This is a genomic window from Nonomuraea sp. NPDC048882 (assembly GCF_040649755.1).
In the GTDB taxonomy this organism is placed as follows: Bacteria; Actinomycetota; Actinomycetes; order Streptosporangiales; family Streptosporangiaceae; genus Nonomuraea; species Nonomuraea maheshkhaliensis.
Genome location: NZ_JBEZGB010000004.1, coordinates 338,270 through 357,381, shown reverse-complemented (window position 1 = coordinate 357,381; position 19,112 = coordinate 338,270). Strand labels below are relative to the sequence as shown.

Here is a 19,112-nt window from a genome sequence, read left to right as displayed (position 1 = left end):
GGTCACCCGGCCCAGTCGAGGGCCCGGGTGACCGCCTTCTTCCAGCCCGCGTAGCCCTCCTCGCGCTGGTCCTCGCTCCACCTGGGCTCCCAGCGGCGGTCCTCGGCCCAGTGGGCGCGCAGCTCACCGGTGTCGGCCCAGTAGCCGAAGGCCAGGCCGGCGGCGTACGCGGCCCCGAGCGCGGTGGTCTCCGACACGGTCGGCCGGCTGACGGGCACGCCCAGGATGTCGGACTGGAGCTGCATGCACAGGTCGTTGGCCGTCACCCCGCCGTCCACCTTGAGCACGTCGAGCACCACCCCCGAGTCGCGCTGCATCGCCTCGACGACGTCGCGGCTCTGGTAGCAGATGGCCTCCAGCGCGGCCCTGGCGAGGTGGGCGTCGGTGTGGTAGCGCGACAGGCCGACGATGGCGCCGCGGGCGTCGGCGCGCCAGTACGGGGCGAACAGGCCGGAGAAGGCCGGCACGAAGTACATTCCGCCGCTGTCGTCCACCTGCCGCGCCAGCGTCTCGCTCTGGGCCGCCGAGGTGATGATGTGCAGCTGGTCGCGCAGCCATTGGACGGCCGAGCCCGTCACCGCGATCGAGCCCTCCAGCGCGAAGATCGTGGGATTCGCGCCGAACTTGTAGGCCGGGGTGGTGAGCAGGCCGCTCTGCGAGCGCACCGGGGCGGGGCCGGTGTTGAGCAGCAGGAAGTTGCCGGTGCCGTAGGTGTTCTTGGCCTCGCCCGGCGCGAAGCAGACCTGACCGACGGTGGCGGCCTGCTGGTCGCCCAGGATGGCGGTGATCGGCACCTCGCCGGCCATGGGCCCCTGCCTGACCGTGGCGCCGTAGCCGGTCGGGTCGGCGGACGGGCGGATCTCGGGCAGCATCGCGCGCGGGATGCCGAAGAACGACAGCAGTTCGTCGTCCCAGTCGAGGGTGGTCAGGTCCATCAGCATGGTGCGGCTGGCGTTGGTCACGTCGGTGATGTGCACGCCGCCGTTGACGCCGCCGGTGAGGTTCCACAGGGTCCAGGTGTCGGTGGTGCCGAAGATCGCCTCACCGCGCTCGGCGTCCGCGCGGACGCCCTCGACGTTCTCCAGGATCCACTGGATCTTGCCGCCGGAGAAGTACGCCTCGGGCCGCAGTCCCGTGCGGTCGCGGATGACCTGGCCGCGGCCGTCGCGTTCGAGCTCGGCGGCGATCCGGTCGGTGCGGGTGTCCTGCCAGACGATCGCGTTGTAGTACGGGCGTCCGGTGCGGGCGTTCCACACGACCGTGGTCTCGCGCTGGTTGGTGAGCCCGATGGTCACGAGGTCGCCGTCGTGCAGCCCGGCCCGCTGCATCGTGCTCTGGATCACGGCGGCGGTCCTGGTCCAGATCTCGATCGGGTTGTGCTCGACCCAGCCGGACCTGGGCAGGATCTGCTCGTGTTCGAGCTGGTACTTGGCCACCTCGGCCCCATCGTGATCGAAGATCATGAAGCGGGTGCTGGTGGTCCCCTGGTCGACGGCGCCCACGAACTCGGGCATGCGGTTCTCCCCCGGTCTGTCCTCAGTCGGACGGCTTCACGGTGTCGCGGTCCTCGCCCTGGGGGAGAAAGCGGGCGATGCACGCCTGATACAGGCCGGCCCCGATGACGCCGCCGATCAGCGGGCCGACGATCGGGACCCAGAAGTAGAGGTCGCCGTACTGGTCGCGCCACGCGCCGCCGTATCCGGTGAGGAAACTGGCCAGGCGCGGCCCGAAGTCGCGGGCCGGGTTGATGGCGTAGCCGGCGTCGGCGCCGAAGGACATGCCGATCCCGACGATGAGCAGCCCGATCACGAACGGCCCCATGTTCGCGCTCGGCGCCATGTTGGCCGTGTCGGACAGGGCGAAGATGACGAAGAGCAGGATCGCGGTGCCGATGATCTGGTCGCGCAGCCCGCCCCACAGGCCGACGGGCAGGGTGCCGTTGCCGGGCAGGGTGGAGAAGACGATCTGGGTCTTGATCGTGTGCCCGGGGTCGAACATGGTCAGTATTTCGGTGTAGTTCCAGCGCACGATGAGGGCGGCGAGGAAGGCCCCCGCCGTCTGCGCGACCACGTACGGGAGCACCTTGGGCCACGGGAAGCCGCGGAACAGCGCGAACCCGAGCGTCACGGCGGGGTTGAGGTGCGCGCCCGTCGTGCGTCCGGCCACGTAGACGCCCAGCATGACACCGATGCCCCAGGCCCACGCGATGCTGTCGTGGTCGCCGAGCCCGCCCGCGACCACCTGCGCGACCACGCCCGCGCCGAACAGGATGAGCACCGCGGTCCCCGCGAACTCCGCGATGAGCTCGCCCCTGTGCCCCATCCGGATGAGCCGTCCGGCCACCGGTCACCTCCCTCGCACCGCTGTGTGCCATTCCCGATTTCAGCGGATGCATACGGAAAGTACGTAACGCGTTGCGGAAAGTAACGACCAAGCGTCCCGGCGAGCCGCCTCGGCGTGAGCCGCCTCAGATCGTGCGGGAGAAGGTGATCGCGTCCTTGTCGGGCCCGTTGTAGCCGGGCACCGGGCCGGCGACGTCGAAGCCCATGCGGCGGTGGAAGGCGATCGAGGCCGTGTTGACCGGCGAGGTGATCGCCTTGACCACGTGGCGGCCGTGCTCGCGGGCCAGGCCGAAGAAGTGTTCGTACATGACGCGGGCCAGCCCGCTCTTGCGCGCGCCCGGCGCGACGCCGACGAAGTGGATGTAGGCCTCGTCGGGCAGGGACGGGGACGGGAAGCCGACGAGGAAGCCCGCAAGCGCGCCGGCCTCCTCGGCGATCAGGGAGGTGCGGTGGAAGTGATCGAGGAACACCCTGGGCAGGGATGGCAGGATCGGCCGGCCCCACCAGCCGTCGACCACGGCGGCGATAGCGTCGTAGTCGCCGGGCACGGCCGGCCGCAGCGCGGGGATCATGCCGGGTCAGCCCCAGTGGGGCGGCCGGTTGTCCAGGTAGAAGGCGTCGGAGTCGGGCTCGCGCCAGTCGCCCCACGCGAGGTCGGTGTCGTCGGCCGTCTGCTCAGGTAGGAAATCTTCCACGCCGAACATACTACTCGGGTGTACAAACCCATACCGAGCGTGTCCGCAGGTCCAAGGACATGCGGCGATCGCGGCGGTACGATGCCAGTGCAGGTGTCGCCGATCCCCCCGTGAGGCTGCGCATGGCCACCCCGACAGGCTGGCGGCGAGAAGGCAATCTGCCGGCGGAGCTGACCAGCTTCGTGGGCCGGACCCGCCTCCTCACCAACCTCAAACGGCACCTCGGCGAATCCCGCCTGGTGACCGTCACCGGCATCGGTGGTGTGGGCAAGTCCCGGACGGTGCTGCGGCTGGCCCATCAGGTGCGCCCTCATTACCCCGACGGCGTCTGGTTCGCCGACCTGGCCCGGCTGCAGGACGCGGGCATGGTCAGGCACACCATCGCCTCCGCCCTCGGCATCGCCGACCAGTCCTCGCGTGAGGCGTCGGAGTCGCTGTCGGAGTGGGTGGGCGAGCGCGACATGCTGCTCATCATCGACACCTGCGAGCACCTGGTGCAGGGCTGCGCCGAGCTGATCCACGAGCTGCTGGAGGCCGCGCCCAACCTGAAGGTGCTGGCCACCAGCCGCCAGTCGCTGCACCTGCCCTACGAGCACGTCGTCCCGGTGCCGCCGCTGCAGGTGCCCGGCGACGATCCGGCCGAGAGCCTGTTCACCAACGAGTCCGTGCAGCTCTTCGCGGCCAGGGCCGGGGCGAGCGTGCCCGACTTCGTGCTCGACGAGGACAACATCGCCCCGGTGGCCGAGCTCTGCCGCCGCCTCGACGGCATCCCGCTGGCGATCGAGCTGGCCGCGGTGCGGCTGCGGGCGCTGTCGGTCGAGCAGATCCTCGGGCTGCTGGCCGACCGGTTCAGCCTGCTGGCCGGCGCCAGCCGGACGGCGCTGCCCCGGCACCAGACGCTGCGCGCGGCCATCGGCTGGAGCCACGAGTTGTGCGAGCCGGCCGAACGGCTGCTGTGGGCGCGGCTGTCGGTGTTCGCCGGCGACTTCGAGCTCGACGCTGCCCGCTTCGTCTGCTCCGACGGGCGGCTGCCGTCCGAAGACATCACCGACCTGGTGACCGGGCTGGTGGAGAAGTCGATCCTGCTGATCAGGAGCAACCACGCGGGCGTGCGCTACAAGCTGATCGACACCCTGGCCGAATACGGCGAGGAGTGGCTGGAGAAGCTGGGCCAGAAGGAGCGGATGCGCCAGCGGCATCTGGAGTACTACCTGAGCCTGGCCCAGCGCAGCGAGGACGCCTGGTCGGGGCCGCGTCAGATCTACTGGTTCGTCCGCATGCGCCAGGAGCACGACAACGTCCGCATCGCGCTCGAACACGCGCTGCGCTCGTCGGGCAAGTCCCAGCTCGCGCTGACGCTGCTGTCGTCGCTGTGGTTCATGTGGGTGTGCTGCGGGTTCGCCCGCGAGGGCCGTCTCTACCTGGAGCGGGCCCTGGAGGCCAACCCCACCGTGAGCAAGGAACGGTGCAAGGCCCTCTGGGTCCTGTCCTACGTCAAGAGCGCCCAGGGCGACAGCGCGGGAGCGCTGCAGGCGGCCGAGAAGTGCAGCACCGAGGCCGTGCGCGTGGGCGACTCCCGCGCGGTGATCCTGGCCTCCAAGATGCAGGGCACGGCGGCGCTGCTGCAGGGCGACCTGCAGAAGGCCAGCGCGCTGCTGGGCGTGGCGATCGAGTTCAACACCGACAACAAGGAGCTCAACCCGGGCCTGCTGCCCGCGATCGTCGAGCTGTCGATCGTGCTGACCACGCAGGGCGAGCTCTATGAGGCCGAGTCGCTGCTGCAGGACTGCCTTCAGGTGTGCAAGGAGCGCGGCGAGCTGTGGGTCAGCTCCCACGCGCAGTGGGCGCTGGCCAGCACCAGGCTCGCCACCGGCCGCACCGGCGAGGCGCTGCAGAACGTCAGGGAGGCGCTGCGGATCAAGCGCCACTTCCACGACACGCTCGGCACCCTGATGGCCCTGGAGACGGCGGCGCGCATCTTCGCCGCGGCCGCGCAGCCGCCGGTGGCCGCCAAGCTGCTCGGGGCGCTGCAGCAAAACTGGCGGACGGCCGGTCTGCCGCAGCTCGGCGCGCCGTGGATGACCGACGACCACGACCGGTGCGTACGCGAGTGCAAGCAGGCCATGGGCGAGCTGGCCTACAAGAACGCGTTCGAGGAGGGCGCCAGGCTCGATCTCGATGAGGCGTCCGGGCTCGCGCTGGAGGATCCGGACGCCCCCGAAGAGAACTCTGACGGGACCTAGACGGCCTGCGGCCAGCGGGTGCCGTCAGGCCAGGCGTGCACGTATCGGGCACTGCCGAGCGAGAACTCGATGTGGCCGCGCACCCAGTGTTCGAGGCCGCGGACGTACTTGCGGACCGGCAGCGGAGCCCACTGCTCCAGCGCGGCGCGCCGGTGGACGAACGCCGCGATGGCGTCGTTGTGCATCTGCGCGACCTCGCGCAGCGCGTCCTGCAAGGTGAGGGACTTGTGCGTGGCCAGCACGGTCACGAGGTTGTGCCTGGCCTTGTCGTTGCCGCGTTCCTTGGCGTACGACAGGAGGTCGTTGTCCCAGCCGATGAGGTCGCACGCCAGGTCGGAGAGCGTGCGCACGTCGGGGTGGTGCCATTCCTCGGCTTCCAGCCGGTAACCGCCACCGGCGTCGATGAGGGCGAAGCAGGTGTAGGTGGCCCCCGTGATGCGGCGCATCAGGACGTAGTCCTCGGGGGTGGGGATGAGGTCGACCTCGCGGTTGGCCGCCTCCCAGATCTGGGCGAACAGATACTCCTTCACTGTGATCCGCCACCGGTCCACCTGTGCGGGGGTGGCGGCTTCGGTGATGCGGCGGAGGAGCTCGTTGAGTGCGAGGCCGAAGGGGTCGCCGGCGTCCGGCTCGCGCCGCCGGTCGAGGATTTCGAGCAGCGGCGGAAGGGCCCGCGCCAGCGCGGAGGCGCGGTGCCCCATCAACTCGCCTTCGCAGAAGGCGTCGTCGAAGGCGAAGAGCCAGTTGTACCAGTCGTTGATCAGCCTGAGGCTTTCGCGCGGCACGGTGGGGTTGGTACGTGCCGCGAGCAGACCGATCTGTGAGCGCCTGAAGTGATCGATGGTGTCGGCGCCGTTCAGCATTCGTGAGGCGGCCAGCCATGCGTGGCTCTCCGCGTCGACCTCCGAGGCATGCACGTTGATCTCGTTCGGGAACGGACATGGCAGCGGAGGGATGTGGAGCGGTCGCCTACTGAAGGAGTGCGCAGAAGTAGCCACGTCTCCCAGCATGACTAGGGAGTGTTCGAAAGGCCACACTCAGCAACTTCGGGCCCTTTAGTGCTTATTTCATACTATGAATCGCTTTGCGAGAACCATTGGATAAACTGGGCATTCGCGAACATTAGTGCCGTCTCTCGCGCGGACGGCCGCCCGGCGTCGGGATCGGCTCCCCCGTCCAGCAACGCCCTGACCACAGCCGATTCCTTCTTGAACACGGCACCGGCGAGCGGCGTCTGCCCACGGTCGTTGACCCGGTCCACGTCGGCGCCGCTTGTGACAAGCATGCGTACGGTCTCGGCGTGACCGTAATAAGCCGCCAGCATCAGCAAAGTGTCACCTTTGTCGTTGGCCAGGTTGACCGGCAGCCCGGCCGCCACATACGCGCGCAGCGCCTCGGTGTCGCCCGCCCTGGCCAGGCCGAACATCCTGGTGGCGAACTCCACCAGCTCCGGGTCCTCGTCCATGCATCCCTTTTTCCCTCGATAGGGTGCCGTGCACGGAATCGTTCCGGCGCGCCGTAGGTTCTGGTGAAGAGTACCTAGGGAAAGGCTGTCCAACCGTGTTCGACCCGAAGGATCTCTACAAGCTCGCAGACGATGCGCCCGAGCTGACCGATCCGGTGTTGCTGTACCACTTCGACGGCTTCGTCGACGCGGGCGGTGCCGGACGCCTCGCGCTCGGCCACCTGCTGGCCGAGCTGGAGCACCGGGTCGTGGCGACGTTCGACGTGGACCGGCTGCTCGACTACCGGTCGCGGCGGCCCATCATGACGTTCGACACCGACCGGTGGGTGGAGTGTGAGAACCCCGAATTGGCCGTCCATGTGGCCGAGGACTCGACGGGGACCCCGTTCCTGGTGATGAGCGGGCCCGAGCCCGACCGGGAGTGGGAACTGTTCACCAAGGCCGTGCGGGCGCTGGTCCAGCAGCTCAAGGTGAGCAAGATGGTGACCTTGCACGGCATCCCGATGGCGGTCCCGCACACCCGGCCGCTCGGCCTCACCATGCACGCCAGCCGGCCCGAGCTGATCAACGCGCAGACCAGCGCGTTCGGCCGGGTGCAGGTGCCCGGCAGCGTCGCCGCGCTGCTGGAGCTGCGCCTCGGCGCGCAGGGCCACGACGCGGTGGGCTACGCGGTGCACGTGCCGCACTACCTGTCGCAGGCCGAATACCCGACCGCCGCCGTGACGGCCCTGGAGGCCGTGACGCGGGGCACGGGGCTGGTCTTCCCGATGGACGCCCTGCGTGACGCCGCCCGGCGCACCACGACGGAGATCGAGGAGCAGATCCGCGCCTCGGCCGAGCTGTCCACCGCCATCTCGGGGCTGGAGCAGCAGTACGACGCGTTCGCCGGCGGGGCGGAACGCGAGAACCTGATGGCCGAGACGACGCCCATGCCCACGGGCGACGAACTGGCCGCCCAGTTCGAACGTTTCCTGGCCGAGCGCGACGACGAGTGACCGGAGGGCCTCCCCTCGGCCGAGCCCTTCGGCCGAGTCGCCGGAGGCCCCTCGACCGAGTGGCCAGAAACCCCTCCGCTCGGGCCGGGATAGCCTGGCTCGATGAGCGAGATCCGCGTCGGGCTGGTCGGCTACGGCACCGCCGGGGCGTACTTCCACGCCCCTCTCATCCACGCCACCCCCGGCCTGTCCCTGGCGGCCGTGGTGACCGGAAAACCCGATCGCCAGGCCGAGGTGACCGGCCGCTACGGCGCGACCGCCGTCGCCGACGTACGGGACCTGTGGGAGCGGTGCGACCTCGTCGTGGTCGCCTCGCCCAACAGGACCCACGTGAGCACGGCCGCCGCGGCGCTCGGCCACGGCCTGCCCGTCGTCGTGGACAAGCCGCTGGCCGGTACCGCCGAGGAGGGCCGTGACCTGGTGCGGCTGGCCGAGGGGCGCGGGCTCATGCTGACCGTGTTCCACAACCGGCGCTGGGACGGCGACTTCCGCACCGTGCTGCGCCTGGCCGGCGAGGGCCGGCTGGGCGAGGTGCGCCGGTTCGAGTCGAGGTTCGAGCGCTGGCGCCCGGCGCCCAAGGGCGGCTGGCGCGAGACCGGCGCGCCCGAGGAGATCGGCGGCCTGCTCTACGACCTCGGCAGCCACCTCGTCGACCAGGCCGTACAGCTGCTCGGGCCGGTGCGCGAGGTCTACTGCGAGAGCGACGTCAGGCGGGAGGGGGTCACCTTCGACGACGACACGTTCATCGCGCTGACCCACGCCGGCGGGGCCCGCTCGCACCTGTGGGCCAGCTCGGTGGCGGCGCGGCTCGGGCCGAGGTTCCGGGTGCTCGGGTCGCGGGCCGGTTTCGTGAAGTACGGGATGGACGTGCAGGAGGAACGGCTGCGGGCCGGGATCTCGCCCGGTTCGCCCGGCTTCGGGGACGACGAGGAGGAGCGCTGGGGCGTGCTCGGCACCGAGGAGGCCCCAGAGGAGGCCCCAGAGGAGGCCCAGGAGGAGGCGCAGCAGGTCGTGCGCACCGAGGCGGGGGCGTACCTGGACTTCTACCGGGGCGTGGCGGCGGCGCTGCGGGAGGGCGCGGCGCCGCCGGTGGATCCGCGCGAGGCGGTCGAGGTGCTGACCGTCATCGAGGCGGCCCGCCTGTCGGCCACGCGAAGGACCGTCGTCCACCTGGAGTGACCTCAGCGTCACGGGACCCGTCGTGACGGCCGGCACCGTCACGGGCACCGGTGTCCACCTGGACCGGCCGCTGTCAGTCGCGCAGGCGGGCGCGCATGGTCTCCGTGTCGGCGTCCGTCCAGCCGTGCCGGCTCAGCCACCCCAGCACCCCGCCGAACCGGTCGTCGAGCACGCCGAAGAACTGCTCGATGTTGCCGGCCTTGGGCAGATGGTAGTCGGCGGGCCTGGCGTCCAGGTCGTCCCGGTACGTCGCGCTGCCACGCAGCCGCTTGAGCACCCGTTCCAGCCGCTCCCCCGTGACCAGGTAGTCCTCGACGATCGCCGCCCTGGTCGCCCCGGCGATCTCCAGCGCCATCGCCGACAGCACGCCCGTACGGTCCTTGCCGGCCGCGCAGTGCACCACGGAGGCCCCGTCGTTCAGCGCCATCGCCCGCAGCGCCGCCACCACGGCGTCGGGCCGGTCGCGCAGGTAGCCGTAGTAGAAGCCGGTGACGCGCAGCTCCTCGTCCAGCACCCGCTCGGCCCAGGGCAGCACCCGGTCGGCGTCGATGACGTCGGCGTCCACGTCGGTGTGCCGCCCGCCCTCGGCGAACAGCGTCAGGTGGTGGTGGCTGACCTCGGGCACCCGGGTCAGCGGTCCCGGCCCCTCCAGGCGTACCTCGGGGGTCGAGCGGAGGTCCACCACGTGCCGCAGGTTCAGCTCGCCCACCAGCAGGGACACGTCTCCCGGGGTGAGCCCTTGCAGATTGTCGGAGCGGAAGATCCGCCCGTGACGGGTGCGGCCACCGTCACGAGTGGGCAATCCGCCCAGGTCACGCGCGTTGACCGCGCCTTCCAGGTCGATCCACCTCGTCATCTCGCTCATTATTGCGACCCTATATGTCCGCCAAATATGAGCGGATTCGAGGTTCATAACGCAGCATGAACGTATGGATCCACGAGCTCTGCCTCCACGGCTGGTGATCGATCCATCGCTGCACCCGGAGATCTCGGTCGAGCTGCGCTCGAGTCCCCACCTTCTCCGCATGGCTCGGTCGGGCGCGCGAATGGACACCACGCACAACCCCGCCATGCTCTTCGTCCTGCCCGCCTTCCTGCTCCTCATCTTCATGGTGACCGGCAGCGAGGGCCTGTTCGTCGCGGGCCTGGGAGTCGGCATGATCGTACTGATCAGGTGGATGGCGATGGACAGCACCTATCGGTCCACCCGGCGAAGACTCCGTCTCGCGCAGGCGCACGCCGAGCGGTACATCCTGCCGGAGGATCTCGACTATCCCTGTCAGATGTTGTTGCGCCGGGCGCAGAACGCCGTCGAGGCGATCATGAACTCCAACGTGCACAAGGCCGGGCTGATCGACACCATCGAGAACCGGGTGTCGCTGCCCGAGGAGGTCTGGCAGATCGGCGAGCGGCTGCGGCGGCTGTCGTCCATGCACGCCGAGCACGGCAAGCTCATCCCGCGCGAGCTGCCGCCGGGGATGGAGGACGCCTTCAAGCCGTACACGAGCGCGCTCGACGCCGCCTGGACGTCGCTGTCCCAGCGGGTACGGCACCTGGAGAAGTACGCCAAGCAGGTGCTCAAGGCCGACAAGGTCTACCACGCGCACCAGCGGCTGGAGCGGCTGGCCGCCAAGACGCCCGAGTACCAGCAGCTGCTCGCCGAGACCGTGCGCGACGAGATGGCGCATGAGCGGATCAGGGAGCTGTCCGACCAGGCGGCCCACGTGCGCAAGCTGTTCGAGGAGAGCATCCTTCAAGCAAGGCAGGCGGCGGGTGAGCTGCTGCGGTCCCCGCTGACGTGAAAGCGGTCCTGTCAGGGTTCCCGTTCGTCCGAGGGGGCGGCGCGGCGGAGCAGTTCCAGGGTCCTGCGCATGCCGGCCTCGTTCCCGAGGCTGCGGTAGATGTCCCTGGCCTGCGCCAGCGGCTCCACCGCTGCCCCGTGGCCGCCCCCGTTCAGGTGCGCCTCGCCGAGGTAGCGCAGGCTCTCGGCCATCCACCACCGGTCCTCCAGCTCTTCGAACTCCCGCACCGCCCGCCGCAGCTCCCGCTCCGACTCCTCCAGGCGGCCCAGCCTGGCCAGCGCCCGCCCGGCCGACACGGCGTTGCGGGCCACCCCCCACGAGTCGCCGAGCGCGGCCAGGATGTCATCGGCCCGGCGGACGTAGTCCAGCTCGCGCAGCCCGTTGTCGGGGTCGCCGACCTCGCCGGCCGCACGCAGGCAGCGGGCCTCCTCCCACAGCTCCCCGCGCTGCCTGAACATCTCCGAAGCCCGGTCGAGGCTGTATCCGGCCCTGGTGAACAGCTCGGCCGCGCGCCGGTGGTCGCCGGCCCGGAGCTCGCCGCGCGCCTGCGCCGCCAGCACCTCGCCGTAGACGCGCAGGGTCTGGGCCTCGGAGTAGCGGTTGCCGTCCCGCTTGAAGATCTCCAGAGCGTCTTCGAGCAGCTCCCTGGCCTCCTCCGGCCGCCGCTCTGCCATCCGCATCTCGGCCAGGTTGCGCTGGGTGCGGGCCATCCACCACAGGTCCTCCTCGCCCTTGAACGCGGTGATGGCCTCGATGAGGAAGTCCTGGGCCCGGTCGAGATGGCCGTCGCTGAACAGCGTCATGCCGATCGTGCGCATGGCCCTGGCCGCCCACCAGGACTCGCCCAGGTCGGTGAAGATCGCCAGAGCCCCCTCGGCCTCCTCCAGCCCCCGGTCACGCAGCCCCATGCCGCCGTGCACGGAGGCGGCGTCCAGCAGCGCGATGGCCAGCGAGCGCCGGTCTCCGGTCGCGGCCGCCGCCCGCGTGCCCAGCTCCGCGACGACCGCCCAGTCGGCCCAGTACGCACGCAGCGAGTGGCACAACGAGCAGAACGCCCTGGCCAGTCCCCAGGTCAGCTCCCAGAGCCGGAGCTGATGGGCCTGCTGGATCATGGCGATGAGCGAGAGCCGCTCGGCGTTGAGCCAGTCGCCGGCCCGGCCCTGACCGCCCGCGCTCGACTGCCTGCCGCCCCTGCTCCAGTCCTGCGGCCAGCGGTTCTGCGCGGCCTCCTCGGCGCGGCGGCGGTAGGCGTGCAGGACACGCTCGATCGCCGCGGTGACGCGGTCCTCCTCGTCCTCTCCCGCGAGCTCGGCGGCGAAGACCCGGACCAGGTCGTGCAGCCGGTAACGCATCGAGCCGGTCTGGTCGGTGCCCGAGCACTCGGCGAGCTGCGCGTCCATCAGCGCCTCCAGCTGGTCGGCGCCGTCCAGCCCTGAGACGTCGAGCAGCTCGCCGGCCACCCAGCCCGGCACGTCGGGCGAGTGCAGCGCGCTGAGCAGGCGCAGCAGCCGGCGCTGCACGCCGGTGCAGTCGTCGTAGCTGAGCTGTACGGAGGCGCGCACGCTCTTGTCCACCGTGGGCGCCACTTCGAGCTGGTCGAGCCGGCGGCGGCGGTCGGCCAGCCGGTTGGCCATCTCACGCATGGTCCACTGCTCGCGCGTGGCCAGCCGGCCGCCGCAGATGTTGATCGCCAGCGGCAGGTAGTCGCAGAGCCGCACGACCTCCTTGGCCGCCTCCAGGTCGTCCACGATCCTGGCGCCGCCCGCCAGCCTGGCCAGCAGCTCCACGCCCTGCGGCTCGCTGAACTCACCGAGCCGGGTGTCGTACGTGCCGTTCAGGAACAGCGGCGCGCGGGAGGTGACCAGCACCGCGCAGCCGGGCTCGGCCGGGATCAGCGGTTCGACCTGGGCGGCGTCGTGGGCGTTGTCCAGCCCGATGAGGATCCTGCGGCCCCTGGTCCAGGTCAGCCAGAGCCTGCGCAGTTCCTCCAGCCCGCCAGGGTCGGTGGTCAGCCGGACGTCCAGCGCGCGCAGGAACCCGATCAGCACCTCCTCGGGCCGCACGGGGGCGTCCACGCCGCCGCGCAGGTCGGCGTAGAGGCGGCCGTCGGGGTAGCGGTCGGCGACCTCCTGCCCGAACCTGGCCATGAGCGCCGACTTGCCGACGCCGCCGCGGCCGTACACGGAGACGACCAGCGGCGGGGCGAGGTCGGACGAGCGCCTGCGGGCGGCGAACACCTCGCGCAGCTCGGCCAGCGCCTCGGCGCGGCCGGTGAAGTGCTCGGGCACGGGCGGCCACTGCTCGGGCGCGAACACTCCCGGCTCCAGCGGCGCCCGGCGCCTGGTGTCGCGGGCCTCGGTGGTGGCCCAGGTGGTCAGGCCGACGAGCACGGCCGCCCCGAGCGTCACACCGATCTTGGCGGCGGGCGGGATCTCCCACTCCACGGACGCGGCGAGCACGCTCGCGGCCGCGGCGGCCAGTCCCGCGGAGACGGGCGCGACCCACGGCTTTCTCCGCCGGCGAGGCTTGTCCGGCAATAAGTCCCCGGTCAACGAACACCCCCTTGGGGGTGATTCAAACCGATGGGGTACGCCTCGCGCCAGGCGTACCCCATCGTTCACTCAAATACCGATCACGTGACAGGTGGCCGTCATCGTCTTGGACGGGTCGCTCTCCGAGGTGGCGGTGAGCTTGACCCTGGCCAGCCGGTCGCCGCCGGAGCCACGGACGGCGTTGACGCTCACGAGCGCCTGCTTGCCGAACGCGACGGAGGCCAGGGCGTTGGGCACCTGGGCGGTCCAGCCCTTGCCCTGCACCTCGGCCTTGAGCCGGTAGAGGTCGTGGTTGAGGTAGGCGCTGACGTTCTCCGGGTGCTGTCCCTGCGCGGGAGCGGCCTTGCCGGTGTTGAACAGCGGGAACTTACAGGTGGACAGGTTCTTGCCGGTGGGGATGCCGGCGGCGGGCAGCAGCTTGAGCCCGCGGCGCTGCGGGCCCGAGCCGTCGAGCGAGCGGACGGCGACGGTGTAGGACAGCTCGCCGGCCCGGTCACGCTTGAGGTCGGTGACGTAGAAGTGCAGGCGGTTGGACTCGTCGACGTACTCGTACTCGCTGCCGGAGTCGGTGCCGGCGTGGAAGAGGGCGTCGGAGAGCTGGCGATAGTCGCCGATCGTGATCGGCACCTGGGTCCCGTCGGGCAGGACGTAGTCGGTCATGCCGATGTCGGCCGGGTTGGCGTCGATCACCCATTCGAACGGGGCCCTGTCCTCGTTCTTGGTCTTGGCCAGCAGCACGCCGGAGTCGGGGGTGAAGGAGTCGCTGCCCATGCGGTCCACGACCTCGATCGTGTAGTTCTCGTAGCCGCCTCGGTCGCAGAGCGGGTCGGAGGCCTGGCAGGAGCTCTTGTCACCGGTGTCGAAGGAGATGTTGACGCCCGACAGCTCGTTCTCGCCCGGCTGCGCCACGCGGGCCAGGACCGTAGCCGTGACCAGGCCGGACTCGTCGAGCGCCTCGCGGGAGAGCCGCAGGACGTTCTGCTCGTCCACCATGTTGAGCTTGATCTTGTTGCGCAGCATGTGCTGGGCGCCCATGGACGCGCCGCCGGTGGGCGGGATCAGCCAGCGCGAGTGCGGGCCGCCCGGCCCGTTGAAGCTGCCGCGGCTGAGCATCTCCCAGATGCCCGTGTACGCCCTGCGCGGCGGTTCTGAGTACGGGTTGTTGTAGTTGTCGGCGATGCCCATGATGTGGCTCAGCTCGTGGGCGTAGACCGCCATGCCGGAGCTCTCGGCCTGCACGGAGTCGACGCCGAAGCGGGCGTTGGGCCAGAAGGTGGAGCCGGCCTGCCAGGACGTCCACTCGACGTAGCGGGTGTCGACCCAGTTGGGCAGCGCGGGGTCGGGCGGGCCCCACTCGTCGGGCACGTCCTCCTTCGTCGGGAACTTCATCATCCCGAACTCCTGCCAGGTGGACGACTCGTCCTGGCCGGCGCTCAGGTAGAAGACGAAGTCGAACTGCGCGGCCGTCTCCTGGCCGACGTCGGCGAGCCAGGCGGCGTTGCCCTCGGTGCGCAGGTTCTTCGTGCACGTGTCGCCGGCCGGGCAGCCGTTGCCCGCCTGGAACTCCATGGCGTACTCGTGGTCCTTGCCGGTCATCTGGTACGGCCCGAACCCGGTCAGCTCCACGCCCAGCCGGCCGCCGGAGTCCTCCATCCAGTACTCGTGGATGGTGTGCCCCTTGTTGAGGGCGTTCGGGGTGTTGAGGAAGTCCTGGTAGAACCGGGCGACCTGGTCGCGCGGCACGTCGTGGGCCTCGGCGCTCGGGTTGGCGAAGATCGTCGAGCCCTGCGGCTGGGTCGCCACGAACGGCTGGTTGGGATAGTCGAGCAGCACCAGCGCGCCCTTGAAGGTGCGCTGCGAGCCCTTCACGGCGGGGTCGTTCCACTTGGTGCCGGGCGGCTTCTTGTAGTCCGCCCACGTCATGTGGTCGGGGTTCTCCCAGTTCTGCGGGTCGATGGGCTTGATGCCCCCAGGGGGGCGGGTGCGCAGGGCCTGCTCACCGGCCGGGGAGCCGGCGGGTGCGTCCAGTTGCCAGGGCTGCGTCTGCGGCCAGTGGTTCTGCCGCCACGGGTGCTCGGGTTCTGTGGGGGGTGCTGCGGAAGCGGGGGTCGCGATCAGGCTCACCGGGATCAGCACGATGGCCGCCAGCAGACCCTTCAGCAGCTTCTTCGGGGCGTTCACGGATTGACGGTATAGACGTTGTTGACGGAGATCACCGAGCAGTTGTAGGGAAGACCTGTAGTCCCGTTTCCGTCAATTGTCGAAATATCCACGTAAAGGTGGCGCTGTGGCGGATCTCCAGCGGGTCGTGGACGAGCTCGCCGCCCGTCTCGACCGCCCCCTGCTCCTTGAGGACCGCGTCCAGAAGGTCGTGGTCTACAGCGAGCAGAGCGGCGCCATGGACGACGTACGCCGCGACTCGATCCTGCGCCGCCGCACCACGTCCGAGGTACGCGGATGGCTGCGCGACGCGGGCATCCACGAGGCCGTCCGGCCCCTGCGCATCCCCGGGGCGCCGCACCTGGGGCTGCTGCCGCGCGTCTGCGTCCCGGTCAGGCACGGCGACAGCCTGCTCGGCTTCCTGTGGTTCATCGACGCCCAGCCGCCCATGCAGAAGGCCCGCGTCGCCGAGGCCGAGGCGGCCGCCCCCGCCCTGGCGCTGGCCCTGTTCCACGAAAGCCTGGCCAGCGGCCTGGCCACGCACCGGGAGCTGGAGGCCGTCACGGGGCTGCTGCTCGGCGAGCCGGACGCCGCCAGGCAGCTCATCGAGGCGGGCGCGTTCCCGCAGGCGCGGCCGGTGACGGTGCAGGTGGCCAGGCCGGTCGCGGCCGCGCCCGACGACGCGCTCAGGCTGGCGCTGGAACGGGGGCTGCTGGCGCTGCGGCGGCGGCTGGGCGGGCATCATCCGCTGCACCTGGTGCGCTACGACCACGCGGTGCTGCTCACGGCGGGGCCGCCGGTCCCCGGTGACGAGCTGCACGCGGCCATGCCGGTGCCGGTGGTGGTCGGGGTCGGGCGGCCCAGGGACACGCTGGCGCGGGCGGCGGAGTCGTACCGGGAGGCCCTGCACGCCGCCGAGGTGACCGCGCGGGTGCCGGGGCTGGGGCGGACGGCCGAGTGGGCCCGGCTGGGCGTCTACCGCATGCTCACCCAGTTACCCGACCAGGAGCTGCATCCGGGGCTGGAAGGGCTGCTCGGGGACGCCCAGCACCTGACGCTGCTGGAGACGCTGGAGACGTATCTGGACCTGGCGGGCAGCGCCGTGGCCACCTCGCGGGCGCTGCGGCTGCACCGTACGTCGCTGTACTACCGGCTGCAGCGGGTGGAGGAGCTGGCGCGTACGGACCTGAAGGACGGCGGGGAGCGGCTGGCTCTGCATCTCAGCCTCAAGCTCGCCCGGCTGTCCGGGCGCTACTCCCCCAGGGACTCCCCCGCCGCGTCGTCCTGATCGCCTGGCACCGGGCTCCGCACCCGCTTACGGCGATCGGCCGAACCGGCTCGCCAAGCGACCAGCCGAACCGGCTCTCAGGACGGTCAGCCGAACTGGCTCTCCACCAGCGCCAGTAACTCGGCGAGCTGCTCGCGCTGCTCCTCCGACAGCACCGCGAACAGCTCCTGCCCCGCCTCCCTGCGCGCCTCGCGGGCCTTGTCGGCCATGGCCCGGCCCTCGGCGGTGATCACGACGAGGGTCGAGCGGCGGTTGGCCGGATCGACCTCCCTGCGCACCAGCCCCGCCTCCTCCAGCGCGTCCACGACCGGCGTCAGCGAGCGCGGCACGATGCGCAGCCGGTCGGCCAGCCAGACCATGCGCGGCGGCCGCTCGGCCTCGGCGATGACCCGCAGCGCCCGCGCCTGACCGGGATTGAGCCCGAGCGGCTCCAGCCGGCGGGCGTAGCCGTGACGCAGTCGCCTGCCGGCCAGGAACAAGAGCTCCGAGAGCTCCTTCTCTACCATGGAGGTAAGTTTAGCCGGAACAAATATGAGTTAACCTCTGTTTGAGTCCACATCAGGAAGTCCACATGAGACAGGGGGCTCCACTTGGAGGAGGAACCACGCGCGCCGCTGGGGCGCATCATCAAACTCTTCGGCGCCTACCGCGGCCGGCTGGCCGTCGTGGGCGCGCTCATCGTCCTGTCCTCGCTGGTGTCGCTGGCCTCGCCGTTCCTGCTGCGCGAGGTGCTGGACGTGGCCATCCCGGCCAGGGACGCCGGCCTGCTCACGCTGCTGGCCCTCGGCATGATCCTCGTGGCCGTCGTCACGACCGTGTTCGACACGCTGCAGACCCTCGTCTCCACCACCGTCGGCCAGCGGGTCATGCACGACCTGCGCATCGCCGTCTACGGCCACCTGCAGCGCATGTCGCTGGCCTTCTTCACCAGGACGCGGACCGGCGAGGTGCAGTCGCGCATCGCCAACGACATCGGCGGCATGCAGGCGGTCGTCACCTCCACGGCCGCCTCCATCGTCTCCAACCTCACCACCGTGATCGCCACGATCGTGGCCATGGTCGCGCTCGACTGGCGGCTGACGGTGGTCTCGCTCGCGCTGCTGCCGGTGTTCGTGTGGATCAGCCGCAAGGTCGGCTCCGAGCGCAAGCGCATCACCGCCGAGCGGCAGCGCAAGCTGGCCGGCATCGCCTCCATGGTGCAGGAGTCGCTGTCGATCAGCGGGATCCTGCTGGGCCGGACGATGGGCCGCTCCGCCGAGCTGACCGAGCGCTTCGGCCGCGCCTCCGACGAGCTGGCCGAGCTGGGGGTGCGCACCAGCATGGCCGGGCGGTGGCGCCAGTCGTCGATCCAGCTCGTCATGGCCGCGATGCCGGCGATGATCTACTGGGCCGTCGGCCACACGGGCGCCATCTCCGTCGGCACGCTGGTGGCGTTCACGACGTTGCAGGCCGGGCTGTTCCGGCCGATGGTCTCGCTGCTGCGGCTCGGGGTCGAGGTGCAGACGTCTTTGGCGCTGTTCGGGCGGATCTTCGAGTATCTCGACCTGCCGGTGGACATCCGTCCCGGCACGCGCGAGCTGACCTCCGTACGCGGCGAGGTCCGGTTCGAGAAGGTCGACTTCTCCTACGGCGACGCCCCCACGCTCACCGGCGTCGACCTCACCGTTCCCGCGGGCTCCAGCCTGGCCGTCGTGGGCGAGACCGGCTCGGGCAAGACCACGCTGAGCTACCTGCCGCCCCGGCTGTACGACGCCACCGGCGGGCGGGTCACGATCGACGGGGTGGACGTGCGGGAGCTGACCTTCGACACGCTGAGCGACGCCGTCGGGGTGGTCTCGCAGGAGACGTACCTCTTCCACGCCTCGATCGCCGACAACCTGCGTTTCGCCCGGCCCTCCGCCACGGACGAGGAACTGGTGGCGGCGGCGCGGGCCGCGCGCATCCACGACCACATCGCCGCCCTGCCCGACGGCTACGACACCGTGGTGGGCGAGCGCGGCTACCGCTTCTCCGGGGGCGAGAAGCAGCGCCTGGCCATCGCCCGCACGCTGCTGCGCGACCCGCCGGTGCTGATCCTCGACGAGGCGACCAGCGCCCTGGACACGCAGACGGAGAAGGCCGTGCAGGAGGCGCTCGACGCGCTGGCCAGGGGGCGTACGACGATCACGATCGCCCATCGCCTGTCCACCGTCCGCGACGCGGACCAGATCGTGGTGCTCGATCACGGGCGGATCGTCGAACGCGGCACCCACGCCGAACTGATGGCCCGCGGCGGTCACTACGCGGCGCTGGTGAGCCGCGACCAGCCGCTCGAACTCGTCTGATCCTCCGTGCCCTTCCTCCTCCACAGAGAACTTGCCAGCGTTCCTAGACGGAGGTAACCTGTAACTG

At 70.6% G+C, this 19,112-nt stretch carries 15 protein-coding genes; 6 read left to right on the top strand and 9 right to left on the bottom strand.

The features are described from left to right. Positions 1-2: 2 nt before the first annotated feature. The 3 genes from glpK to AB0C27_RS15970 form a co-directional block, all read right to left on the bottom strand. Positions 3-1,514, bottom strand: coding sequence for a glycerol kinase GlpK (gene glpK, locus AB0C27_RS15980; protein ID WP_357843886.1), 1,512 nt, complete (start codon positions 1,512-1,514; stop codon positions 3-5). 22 nt (positions 1,515-1,536) lie between these two features. Beyond that, positions 1,537-2,343 carry an MIP/aquaporin family protein gene (locus tag AB0C27_RS15975; protein WP_357843883.1) on the bottom strand — a complete coding sequence of 269 codons (807 nt, stop codon included), beginning with the start codon at positions 2,341-2,343 and terminating at the stop codon, positions 1,537-1,539. 124 nt (positions 2,344-2,467) lie between these two features. Then, entirely contained in the window at positions 2,468-2,914 is a 447-nt protein-coding gene (locus AB0C27_RS15970) for a GNAT family N-acetyltransferase (RefSeq protein WP_357843881.1), read from the bottom strand. A 245-nt stretch (positions 2,915-3,159) separates the two neighbouring features. Between AB0C27_RS15970 and AB0C27_RS15965 the strand changes: the two genes are divergently transcribed. Further along, positions 3,160-5,280, top strand: coding sequence for an AAA family ATPase (locus AB0C27_RS15965; RefSeq protein ID WP_357843878.1), 2,121 nt, complete (start codon positions 3,160-3,162; stop codon positions 5,278-5,280). Here the strand turns inward: AB0C27_RS15965 and AB0C27_RS15960 are convergent. Both AB0C27_RS15960 and AB0C27_RS15955 read right to left on the bottom strand, forming a co-directional pair. Continuing rightward, positions 5,277-6,197 (bottom strand): hypothetical protein, encoded by a 921-nt coding sequence (locus AB0C27_RS15960; RefSeq protein WP_346113551.1) that lies wholly within the window; start codon positions 6,195-6,197, stop codon positions 5,277-5,279. The genes AB0C27_RS15965 and AB0C27_RS15960 overlap by 4 nt on opposite strands. A 155-nt stretch (positions 6,198-6,352) precedes the next feature. Next, positions 6,353-6,745: an ankyrin repeat domain-containing protein gene (locus AB0C27_RS15955; protein WP_357843874.1), complete on the bottom strand. Its 393-nt coding sequence runs from the start codon at positions 6,743-6,745 to the stop codon at positions 6,353-6,355. A gap of 95 nt (positions 6,746-6,840) precedes the next feature. On the opposite strand from AB0C27_RS15955, the gene AB0C27_RS15950 reads away from it, so the two are divergent. Then, complete coding sequence (locus AB0C27_RS15950) at positions 6,841-7,740, top strand: PAC2 family protein (protein WP_346113553.1); 900 nt, start codon at positions 6,841-6,843, stop codon at positions 7,738-7,740. Between the two features lie 102 nt (positions 7,741-7,842). Then, entirely contained in the window at positions 7,843-8,919 is a 1,077-nt protein-coding gene (locus tag AB0C27_RS15945; RefSeq protein WP_357843871.1) for a Gfo/Idh/MocA family oxidoreductase, read from the top strand. A 73-nt stretch (positions 8,920-8,992) separates the two neighbouring features. On the opposite strand, the gene AB0C27_RS15940 is transcribed toward AB0C27_RS15945, so the two are convergent. Further along, positions 8,993-9,784, bottom strand: coding sequence for a tyrosine-protein phosphatase (locus AB0C27_RS15940; protein WP_357843868.1), 792 nt, complete (start codon positions 9,782-9,784; stop codon positions 8,993-8,995). A 64-nt stretch (positions 9,785-9,848) separates the two neighbouring features. Here AB0C27_RS15940 and AB0C27_RS15935 point away from each other — a divergent pair, with 64 nt between their 5' ends. After that, positions 9,849-10,721 (top strand): hypothetical protein, encoded by an 873-nt coding sequence (locus AB0C27_RS15935; RefSeq protein WP_357843865.1) that lies wholly within the window; start codon positions 9,849-9,851, stop codon positions 10,719-10,721. Positions 10,722-10,732: 11 nt separating this feature from the next. On the opposite strand, the gene AB0C27_RS15930 is transcribed toward AB0C27_RS15935, so the two are convergent. Together AB0C27_RS15930 and AB0C27_RS15925 are read right to left on the bottom strand one after the other, a co-directional pair. Further along, complete coding sequence (locus tag AB0C27_RS15930) at positions 10,733-13,273, bottom strand: tetratricopeptide repeat protein (RefSeq protein ID WP_357843862.1); 2,541 nt, start codon at positions 13,271-13,273, stop codon at positions 10,733-10,735. A gap of 69 nt (positions 13,274-13,342) precedes the next feature. Continuing rightward, on the bottom strand, positions 13,343-15,454 hold the full coding sequence (locus AB0C27_RS15925; protein WP_357843859.1) for a M6 family metalloprotease domain-containing protein: 2,112 nt from the start codon (positions 15,452-15,454) through the stop codon (positions 13,343-13,345). A 106-nt stretch (positions 15,455-15,560) separates the two neighbouring features. On the opposite strand from AB0C27_RS15925, the gene AB0C27_RS15920 reads away from it, so the two are divergent. Next, positions 15,561-16,721, top strand: coding sequence for a helix-turn-helix domain-containing protein (locus AB0C27_RS15920; RefSeq protein ID WP_357843856.1), 1,161 nt, complete (start codon positions 15,561-15,563; stop codon positions 16,719-16,721). A gap of 86 nt (positions 16,722-16,807) precedes the next feature. On the opposite strand, the gene AB0C27_RS15915 is transcribed toward AB0C27_RS15920, so the two are convergent. Continuing rightward, positions 16,808-17,227 carry a MarR family transcriptional regulator gene (locus AB0C27_RS15915; RefSeq protein WP_357843853.1) on the bottom strand — a complete coding sequence of 140 codons (420 nt, stop codon included), beginning with the start codon at positions 17,225-17,227 and terminating at the stop codon, positions 16,808-16,810. Positions 17,228-17,311: 84 nt separating this feature from the next. Between AB0C27_RS15915 and AB0C27_RS15910 the strand changes: the two genes are divergently transcribed. Beyond that, positions 17,312-19,045 (top strand): ABC transporter ATP-binding protein, encoded by a 1,734-nt coding sequence (locus AB0C27_RS15910; protein ID WP_357843850.1) that lies wholly within the window; start codon positions 17,312-17,314, stop codon positions 19,043-19,045. The last annotated feature ends 67 nt before the right edge of the window (positions 19,046-19,112 follow it).

Coding starts and splice junctions, on each gene's coding strand:
- glpK (WP_357843886.1), bottom strand. CDS start 1,514: ATGCCCGAGTTCGTGGGCGCCGTCGACCAGGGGACCACCAGCACCCGC.
- AB0C27_RS15970 (WP_357843881.1), bottom strand. CDS start 2,914: ATGATCCCCGCGCTGCGGCCGGCCGTGCCCGGCGACTACGACGCTATC.
- AB0C27_RS15965 (WP_357843878.1), top strand. CDS start 3,160: ATGGCCACCCCGACAGGCTGGCGGCGAGAAGGCAATCTGCCGGCGGAG.
- AB0C27_RS15955 (WP_357843874.1), bottom strand. CDS start 6,745: ATGGACGAGGACCCGGAGCTGGTGGAGTTCGCCACCAGGATGTTCGGC.
- AB0C27_RS15945 (WP_357843871.1), top strand. CDS start 7,843: ATGAGCGAGATCCGCGTCGGGCTGGTCGGCTACGGCACCGCCGGGGCG.
- AB0C27_RS15940 (WP_357843868.1), bottom strand. CDS start 9,784: ATGAGCGAGATGACGAGGTGGATCGACCTGGAAGGCGCGGTCAACGCG.
- AB0C27_RS15935 (WP_357843865.1), top strand. CDS start 9,849: ATGGATCCACGAGCTCTGCCTCCACGGCTGGTGATCGATCCATCGCTG.
- AB0C27_RS15915 (WP_357843853.1), bottom strand. CDS start 17,227: ATGGTAGAGAAGGAGCTCTCGGAGCTCTTGTTCCTGGCCGGCAGGCGA.